Raw genomic sequence first — 3,886 nt, 5'->3', positions numbered from 1 at the left:
GTGAGGAAGACCGCGCTGTAGGCCAGGAACGCCCCCCAGCCCGCCGCGAGCAGAAGCGGTACGCCGAGCCAGGCGAGGCCGCGCCGGTTCGCCTCCGCGCCCTCCTCCGGCAGCCCGGATTCCGGGCGCGCCACCATCACCAGTCCCCCGGCCATGCTTCCCCCGCCCGGCCTTCAGCGCCCGAAGATGCCCTTCAGGAACTGCGCCGTCCGGTTGCGCTTCTTCTTGCGCTCCAGCTCCGACGCGTCCTTGAGCCACGCCACCTGCACCACCCGGCGCTCGCCCTCGAAGGGCTCGTGCCCGTGCCAGGAATTGTCCGCCCGCAGGAACGCGAACATCGTGCCCATCGTGGGCGGCACCTCGACCGCGAAGGGCGCGTAGTTCTTCCCGTCGTAGAGCACCCGGAGCCGGCCGGCGGCGGGCGCGTCCCAGGCGTCGTTCATGTAGACGAGGAGCGTGAGCACCTTCGAGGGCCCGTCCGTGTGGATCGAGCCGTATTTCGGCTGGCTGCGCCGCATGATCGTGGTGAGCCGCGGGCAGGAGACGAGGTCGATGCCGAACTTCTCGCCGAGGATGCGCGAGAAGTCGTCGCTCTCCAGTTCGTCGATGAGAGCCTTGAAGCGGCCCTTGAGCGCCACCTCGTCCACCGTGAGGTAGCCGGGCTTGGCGATGTCGGGAAAGTCGTCGCGGATCGCCGGGATGGCGTCGGGCCTCAGCACGTTCTGGCCGAGCGTCCAGGCATAGGGCTCGCGGGCCACGGGGGCGGCCCGCACCGCGTCGAGATCGAGGATCGAGAGCGTCGTCATCAGAGAACCGGACCCCCCAGGGGACGAAGAGCAAGCATACCGATGCGGGCGCGCGCCGAGGCAACGGAATGTTAACCGGCTTCGGCGTGCGGGAAATCCATAAACTGCGCGATTACGGCGCCGCCACGGCGGAATATCTCCCGTATGGGTAGACGGGTGACACCCCACCTCTTCCCGCAGGCTGTGGAAACTGCCATGCTTGCCTCACCGTCGAGTTCGCGAGCGTGCTGGGGCGCCTGTTTTCCACGATGCGACGCCTTGTCAGCGCCTGCCTCATCGGCTTCACCCTCGGCGCCCCGGCGAGGGCCCAGGGCGGCGCTCCGGCCAAGGTCCAGCCGCGCGCGCCCGCTCCGACCACCCGGATCCTGACCTGTCCCGAGGCGATCGCCCTGGTGAAGCAGCAGGGCGACATCGTTCTCGTCCCGCCCAAGGGGGCGCCGGAGCGCTTCGTGCGCGACCGCTCCTTCTGCGCCTTCTCGGAGATCGCGGAGCTGCGCTTCCTGCCCACCCGCGACAATCCCCAATGCCCGGTCGGCTACCGCTGCCGCGAGCCCGGCTTCGAGGAGTGGGACTGGTAGGCGGATCGGCCGCGCCGGGAACGGCGCGCATTGCGAAAGTTTCACGCGACATCCCGGGCCGGGTGCCACTATCTCGCCACGACCCGCCGTCACTGCCGCTGACGGCGGCCGGGGTGACGGGTGGATCGTGGTCCGTGGGGCCCCGGACGCCCTGGGACGGACCCTTGGGACGATCTGGGAGACGCGCGTGGCCGCAATCAGGAGCGGGCTCGGGATTCAGGCCGTGCTCACCGCACTGGCCGCCCTGGTGCTGTTGGCGATGCCGGGGATTCCCTCGCCGCCGCTCTACGTCTCGCTCGCGGGCTTCGCGATGGCGGGCATCCTGCTGGCCTCGGCCAACCTCTCGGCCTACCTGAAGATCTTCGTCTCGGTCTACGGCATCGGCTACCTGCTGCTGGCCGGGACCAAGACGCTGGCCGCCATGGGCGCGCTGCCGCCGGTGATCGCCGCGCTGCTGCCCCCGGCCTTCGCGGCCACCGGCGCGGTGGTGTTCGGCGGCATCGTGCTGGCGATCTCCTACTGGAAGCCCATTCGCGACATCACGCTGATCGCCGACCCCTACTTCGCCAACCGCGACGCGCCGACCAAGGAGATCGGCCTGTTCCGCTGGTTCGGCAGCACGGAGGGCAAGATCGGCCAGCGCCTCGTCGCGCTCTCGATCTTCGTGAACTTCGCGGACGTGGCGCTGACGCTGCGGTTCAACTTCTTCTACCGCGACATGTACAACACCCTGCAGGAGCTGAACGCCGAGGCGTTCTGGTACCAGATCACCTGGATCTTCATCCCGCTCGCGGTGCTCAACATCGCCATCGGCATGTTCGACCTGTTCGTGGATTCCTCCCTGCACATCCGCTGGCGCACGTGGCTGACCCACAGCCTCTACGAGCGCTGGCTGGGCCGGGGCACGCACTACCGCATCCCCTTCACGGACGTGCACGCCGACAACCCCGACCAGCGCATCCAGCAGGACGTCAACGCCTTCATCCAGCAGACCGCGAGCCTGTCGATCCGGCTGCTCTCGCAGGCCGCCCAGCTCGTCTCCTTCATCGTCATCCTCTGGACGATCTCGCGCGACTTCGTGCTGCCCTTCACCGACACGGTGATCCCGGGCTTCCTGGTCTGGCTGGTGATCGCCTACGCGGTGGTCGGCACGTGGCTCACCCACGTCATCGGCAAGCCCCTGATCGGGCTGAATTTCCGGCAGGAGCAGGTCGAAGCCGACTTCCGCTTCTCGCTCGCCCGCAACCGCATCTATTCCGAGCAGATCGCGCTGCTGCGCGGCGAGCGCGCCGAGTCCTCGCGGCTGGCCACCCTGTTCCACGCCGTGATCGACAACTACGTCGACATCATCTTCCGGCGCATCAAGCTGATCGCCTTCACCTTCACCTACCGGCAGGCGAGCGCGGTCTTCCCGCTGATCGTGGCGGCGCCGTCCTTCTTCTCGAAGAAGATCACGCTGGGCACCCTGCAGCAGACCACCGACGCCTTCAGCAACGTGAAGGGCTCGCTCGACTTCTTCGTCAACAGCTACATCACGCTGGCCTCCTACCGGGCCAACACCATCCGCCTCGGATCCTTCAAGCGGGCGATGACGAAGGCCGAGGCGCTCTCGGCCGCGGGCTACGGCCTGGAGCAGGGCAACGCCACGCAGGGTCCGGTCACCGCGGGCGACCTGACGCTGGCGCTGCCGGACGGGCGCGAGATCGTGCGGGCCGACGCGCTCGCCCTGCCCAAGGGCGCGGCGACGCTGCTCGCCGGCCCCTCGGGCTCGGGCAAATCGACCCTGTTCCGGGCGATCGCCGGCATCTGGCCGTTCGGCCGGGGCCGGATCGACGTGCCGGCGGGACAATCGGCGCTCGTCCTGCCGCAGCGGCCCTACCTGCCCTTGGGGACGCTCCGGGGCGCCATCGCCTACCCAAGCACCGTCGATCAGGTCGAGGACGCGGCGATCCGCGAGGCGCTGACGGCGGCGCAGCTGCCGCACCTCGCCGACCGGCTCGACGAGGTGGACAACTGGGACCGGCGCCTGTCGGGCGGCGAGCAGCAGCGGGTCGCGATCGCCCGCGCCCTGCTCGCCAAGCCCGACTGGCTCTTCCTCGACGAGGCCACCGCGGCGCTCGACGAGCCGAGCGAGGCCGCGATCTACCGGATGCTGCGCCAGCGCCTGCCCGGCACGACGATCGTCTCGATCGGCCACCGCTCGACGCTGAACGCGCTGCACGACCGCCGGGTCGAGATGCAGCCCGGGGAGGGCGGGCTGTTCACCCCGCGCGACGCGCGCATGCCGGTGCCGGCGGAGTAGGGGGCGCGACCTCCCGCGCGGGCGAGGCGTCGCCGGGATCGTGCGGGCGCGCCCCGAGCCGGATCCGTCGCCGGTCCCCGCAGGAGCCTTGAAGGAGCCTTGGAGCAGCCTTGGAGGAGGGATCGACCCGCGCAGCGGTCTCCGCGCGGGCAGGGCGATCGCATATGGCGGGGGTCGTCTCCTCGATCGCCACTGGAACC

The 3,886-nt window shown here is 69.8% G+C and carries 3 protein-coding genes; 2 read left to right on the top strand and 1 reads right to left on the bottom strand.

Annotation, left to right across the window (positions count from 1 at the left end; genetic code table 11):
• Positions 1 to 173: 173 nt before the first annotated feature.
• Positions 174 to 806, bottom strand: coding sequence for a 2OG-Fe(II) oxygenase (locus tag AX737_RS05665; RefSeq protein ID WP_066919711.1), 633 nt, complete (start codon positions 804 to 806; stop codon positions 174 to 176).
• Between the two features lie 248 nt (positions 807 to 1,054).
• Here AX737_RS05665 and AX737_RS05660 point away from each other — a divergent pair, with 248 nt between their 5' ends.
• A complete protein-coding gene (locus AX737_RS05660) occupies positions 1,055 to 1,384 on the top strand; it encodes a hypothetical protein (protein WP_066919709.1) in 330 nt (109 codons plus the stop codon).
• Positions 1,385 to 1,571: 187 nt separating this feature from the next.
• Positions 1,572 to 3,686 (top strand): ABC transporter ATP-binding protein/permease, encoded by a 2,115-nt coding sequence (locus AX737_RS05655; RefSeq protein WP_066919706.1) that lies wholly within the window; start codon positions 1,572 to 1,574, stop codon positions 3,684 to 3,686.
• Positions 3,687 to 3,886 lie beyond the last annotated feature (200 nt).

The sequence above is a fragment of the Methylobacterium sp. CCH5-D2 genome, from assembly GCF_001556475.1.
Taxonomy (GTDB): Bacteria; Pseudomonadota; Alphaproteobacteria; order Rhizobiales; family Beijerinckiaceae; genus Methylobacterium; species Methylobacterium hispanicum.
Note: the sequence above shows the minus strand (reverse complement) of the source record. Positions and strands in the feature narration are given on the sequence as shown.

Excerpts from the sequence above, each read along its gene's own strand:
- AX737_RS05665 (WP_066919711.1), bottom strand. The coding sequence starts at position 806 with ATGACGACGCTCTCGATCCTCGATCTCGACGCGGTGCGGGCCGCCCCC.
- AX737_RS05660 (WP_066919709.1), top strand. The coding sequence starts at position 1,055 with ATGCGACGCCTTGTCAGCGCCTGCCTCATCGGCTTCACCCTCGGCGCC.